Annotated in this window: 5 protein-coding genes; all 5 read left to right on the top strand. The window is 61.1% G+C overall.

All coding sequences use genetic code 11. The annotated features are described in order from the left end of the window. Positions 1-369: 369 nt before the first annotated feature. Complete coding sequence (locus tag C1713_RS00005) at positions 370-717, top strand: OadG family protein (protein WP_102492637.1); 348 nt, start codon at positions 370-372, stop codon at positions 715-717. Between the two features lie 12 nt (positions 718-729). After that, positions 730-1857 (top strand): sodium ion-translocating decarboxylase subunit beta, encoded by a 1128-nt coding sequence (locus C1713_RS00010; protein ID WP_102492638.1) that lies wholly within the window; start codon positions 730-732, stop codon positions 1855-1857. A gap of 345 nt (positions 1858-2202) precedes the next feature. Continuing rightward, entirely contained in the window at positions 2203-2901 is a 699-nt protein-coding gene (cobI, locus tag C1713_RS00015) for a precorrin-2 C(20)-methyltransferase (protein WP_102492639.1), read from the top strand. A gap of 1 nt (position 2902) precedes the next feature. Beyond that, positions 2903-3835 (top strand): ABC transporter substrate-binding protein, encoded by a 933-nt coding sequence (locus C1713_RS00020; RefSeq protein ID WP_102492640.1) that lies wholly within the window; start codon positions 2903-2905, stop codon positions 3833-3835. Beyond that, positions 3832-4596, top strand: a 765-nt coding sequence (locus C1713_RS00025) for an iron chelate uptake ABC transporter family permease subunit (RefSeq protein ID WP_245870857.1), incomplete at its 3' end; no start/stop codon positions are given. The genes C1713_RS00020 and C1713_RS00025, both read left to right, overlap by 4 nt.

Raw genomic sequence — 4596 nt, forward strand, 5'->3', positions numbered from 1 at the left:
GCTGACCTGTCCAAGAAGCAAGTCCACAGGACGAAGCTGATTGGGTAACAGGTCGTATGGGAAAACGTCCCAAGAACACGAGCGACAGCGATGTGTGATTGGCTGACGTTGACCGCTCCCCGTGATAACGGGGAAGGCTTTGGAGGATCACGGCATAGTAGCTCGCTTGCGGGGGAAGTGGCGAGCACAGCGAGCTGATGGGGGCGGCAGCCACATCGGCTCGTGAATTGCGGCACGAATACGTGAGAATTCACTCACAAAACGAAATAAAACTTGTAAAATTGTTTGAAATGACGCATAATAAACAGCGAATTAGATTTAGCGCATTCCTATGGAGAAATGCGCAGCTGAAAAGGATGAGGTGATTGTATGCATCAACCGGTCACGGACAACCCCTTCGTCATTATGGTCATCAACATGGTCATTGTCTTTGCTGTGCTGACGGCTGTGTGGGGGCTCATTGAGCTTGTCCATCTGATTGATCCAACCAAGAAAAAGGAAGTGCCGGCAGCGCCGTCGCAGACAGCTGCCGCACCTGCTGCACCCGTTATGGCTGCCGCACCTGCCGCCGCGGATGAGGGCGTCAGCGCGGAGACCATCGCAGTCATCGCCGCCGCCGTCGCCGCCTGCGGCTGCAGCCCTGCACAGATCAAGGCCGTGCGTCCGGCGGAACAGCCCTCGTGGAGCCGTTATGCCCGCGAGCGCGGGATGCGCTAAGGAGGGATCATCATGGACTTTATCAATGCATTTTCCGTCTCCCTGCAGGCGATTGTACAGGGCAGTGGATTCTCCGGATTCACATCCGGCAACCTCATCATGATCTTCGTTGGACTGGTGCTCCTCTACCTTGCGTTTGCCCGTGACTTCGAGCCGCTGCTCCTCAGCCCGATCGCCTTTGGCTGTATCCTTGCGAACATTCCGTTCAACGGCTTTGAGGAGCCTGGCGTCATGTCCGCGATCGGCATGGGCATCAAGTATGAGATCTTCCCTCCGCTCATCTTCCTCGGTGTCGGCGCAATGACGGACTTCGGCCCCTTGATCGCCCGCCCGTCGAGTCTTCTTATGGGCGCGGCGGCGCAGTTCGGCGTCTTTGTCGCTCTGCTCGGCGCGATGATGCTCGGCTTCAACGCACAGGAGGCAGGTTCCATCGGCATCATCGGCGGTGCGGACGGCCCGACCTCCATCTACCTCGCCTCCAAGATGGCCCCGCACCTCCTCGGCGCGATTGCCGTTGCGGCGTACACCTACATGGCCCTCGTGCCGCTCATCCAGCCGCCCGTCATGAAGCTCCTCACCTCAAAGCGGGAGCGCGAGGTCGTCATGGAGCAGGCACGTGAGGTCACGAAGTTCGAGCGCATTGCCTTCCCGATCGTCTCGACCATCTTCATCAGCCTTCTCCTGCCGTCCATCACCGCCCTCCTCGGGATGCTGATGCTCGGCAACCTCTTCCGCGAGAGCGGCGTGACGGATCGTCTCTCCGATACGGCGCAGAATGCGCTCATCAACACCGTCACCATCTTCCTCGCGCTCGGCACGGGACTCACGATGAGCGCTGAGAGCTTCCTCGTCAAGCAAACGCTCATGATCATCGGACTGGGCCTGGTCGCCTTTATCTTCGGTACGGCGGCGGGTGTTGTCCTCGGCAAGATCATGTGCCGCGCGACGGGCTGGAAGATCAACCCGCTCATTGGCTCGGCGGGCGTCTCTGCCGTTCCGATGGCAGCGCGCGTCAGCCAGATCGTCGGCATCAAGGCAAAGCCCGGCAACTACCTCCTCATGCACGCCATGGGGCCAAATGTTGCCGGCGTTATCGGCACCGCCGTCGCCGCAGGTGCGATGCTCGCGATGCTGATGTAATGCGTGCGCCTGTTGGCTGAAAGTCCAAGGGGCTGTTGCATATCCCCCTATCGGCTCGCTGCGCTCGCCGCTTACTGACCTGTCCGAGAAGCAAGCCCATATCCTAAGCCTTCCCCGTTATCACGGGGAAGGGGGACCGCGCAAGCGGTGGAAGGGGCACAAAGACGGGGCTGTTGGCGAACACTCTATATTGACAAAATTATCCTTCCTCTGTACTATGGGGGAAGGATTTTTGTATTCTTCGCACACTTCCACCGAAGAACCGATAAGAACAAGTGGGAAAAGAAAGAAAAGTACCGCCCAAGACAAAAGAAAGGCGCGGGCTTTTATCATGGGAGGAAATTTATGCGCGGCACATTCTACGGCATCGGCGTCGGTCCGGGCGACCCCGAACTGCTCACCGTCAAGGCAATCAAGGCAATTGAGGCAGCAGATGTCCTCATTGCCCCCAAGACCGAGAAGAAGGACGGCAGCGTCGCCCTCAAGATCGCCCGTCCCTACCTCAAAGAGGGCGTCGAGATCGTCTATCAGGTCTTCCCCATGGTCAAGGACTTCGCGAAAAATCCCGAAGCATGGGAGGAAAACAAAGCAGAGATCCTCGCCCTCCTCGACGCGGGGAAGAACGTCGCCTTCCTCACCCTCGGCGACCCCATGTTTTACAGCACCTACATCTACGTTTTCCGCCTCATGGAGCAGGAGGACGTCGAGATCGTCACCATCCCGGGCGTACCCGCCTTTGCCGCGATCGGCAGCCGTCTCAATCGCCCCATCGTGGAGGGCGATGACATCCTCGCCATCATTCCCGGCACGGCGGACCGCGCAGACATCGAGAAGATTCTCTCCGCCGTGCAGAGCGCTGTCGTCATGAAGGTCTACCGCAACTTCCCCGAGATCATTGACCTTCTCGCAGAAAACCACATGGCGGAGGATGCCGTCCTCGTCAGCCGTGCAGGGCTCGACGATGAGAAGATCATCCGCGACATCGGTGCGCAGCGCGGCGAACCGCTGAACTACCTTTCCACTATTCTTGCACGGAGGAACTGACATGAGAACATTGGGAACGATTTTCCTCATCGCCGCCACCCTCGTCCTCAGCGCGTGCGGTGCGCCCGCCCCCTCTACGGGCAGCGGAGCGGGCGGCACGTATGCTGCCGTGACGGATGACAACGGACGCACGGTCAGCTTTGACCGAAAGCCTGCGCGCATTGCCGTCACCTCTGCCTCCTTTATCGCGCCGCTCTACGCGGTCGGCGGCGAGGTCGTCGGACGCCCCGACTCCAAGATGAAGATCCCGGACGCAGCAAAGGCGGCGCCCTCCATCGGAAAAACCTACCAGATCGACACAGAGAAGCTGATCTCTCTCTCGCCGGACCTCGTCCTCCTCAATCGCGGCATGAACGAAAAGCTCATCGACACGCTCGATGCGAACGGCATCAAGACCCTCGTCCTCGACGGCAAGAGCTACGATGACGTAAAGCGCGAGATCGGCATCCTCGCCGCGCTCACGGGGGAGAAGGAAAAGGGGGAGGAGCTCGTCCGGAAGATGGACAGCGACCTCGACGCCGTCCGCCGCTCCATCCCGCAGGAGAAAAAGCGCGTCGCCATCATCCACAGCACGGGGCAGGGACTTTCCGTCCAGCTCGACGGCAGCATCGCGGGCTGCATTGCGAACATGCTCGGCTGGGAGAACACGGCGGCGGGCATGCCTGCCCTTGACAAGAACCCCGACGCCGCCCCCTACAGCATGGAGACGCTCGTCGCACAGAACCCCGACATCCTCTTTGTTACAAGCATGGGCGACGAGGCGGAGATCCGCGCGTCCATGGAGGCAATGTTCGCGGATAACCCCGCATGGCAGACCGTCACGGCCATCCGTGAGGGCAGAGTTTACTACCTCCCGCAGGAGATGTTCCTCTTCAGCCCCGGGCTTGACTACCCCACGGCGGCGAAGTACATGGCGGGGCTCGTCTATCCATGAGAAAACGCATCCTCGTCCTCGTGCTCTTTGCCATGCTCGCCGTCATCGGCTGTATCGTATCGACGGCAAAGGGGTCGGTGGACATTCCCTGCGCGGAGATCGCCGCCGCCCTCGGCGGCGTGCGTGACACGGCGCACGCCCAGATCTTCTGGAACATCCGTCTGCCGCGCACCATCGTTGCTGCCCTCGTCGGCGTAAACCTCGCTCTCTCGGGGGCGATCCTGCAGGCGATCCTGCGCAACCCGCTCGCCGACCCGCACATCATCGGCATCTCCTCCGGCGCAGGACTGGCGGGCATCTTTATCATGCTCGTCCTGCCTGGAGCGGCATGGCTCGTCACGCCGGCGGCGTTCGGCGGGGCGATGTTTGCCGCCCTCCTTATCTATCTCCTCGCGTGGCGTGACGGCATCCGACCGACGCGCGTCATCCTCGCGGGCGTCGCCGTCTCGGCATTCCTCGGCGCGGGCATCTCCGCCATGATGATTCTCTACAGCGACCGCGTCCACAGCGCGCTCATGTGGATGGTCGGCGGACTCTCTGCGCGGAGCTGGCCGCACGTCGAGATGCTCCTGCCGTACACCGTCGGTGCGGGGCTCTGCGCCCTGCTTGCGGCGGGACCTCTCTTCTCTTCACCTCTTGAAGTGTATAATAGAACGAAGGATCGTCTCCCCGCCACGGCGCCGAATGGCCCCCTCAAACCCGTCCCCATCTTCCCCCCGCCCGGCGCGGGAGCCCCGCCGAGCGCTGGGAGGTTCATCCGC

Source organism: Centipeda felix, from assembly GCF_900186465.1.
Classification (GTDB): domain Bacteria; phylum Bacillota; class Negativicutes; order Selenomonadales; family Selenomonadaceae; genus Centipeda; species Centipeda felix.

Coding starts and splice junctions, on each gene's coding strand:
- C1713_RS00005 (WP_102492637.1), top strand. CDS start 370: ATGCATCAACCGGTCACGGACAACCCCTTCGTCATTATGGTCATCAAC.
- C1713_RS00010 (WP_102492638.1), top strand. CDS start 730: ATGGACTTTATCAATGCATTTTCCGTCTCCCTGCAGGCGATTGTACAG.
- cobI (WP_102492639.1), top strand. CDS start 2,203: ATGCGCGGCACATTCTACGGCATCGGCGTCGGTCCGGGCGACCCCGAA.
- C1713_RS00020 (WP_102492640.1), top strand. CDS start 2,903: ATGAGAACATTGGGAACGATTTTCCTCATCGCCGCCACCCTCGTCCTC.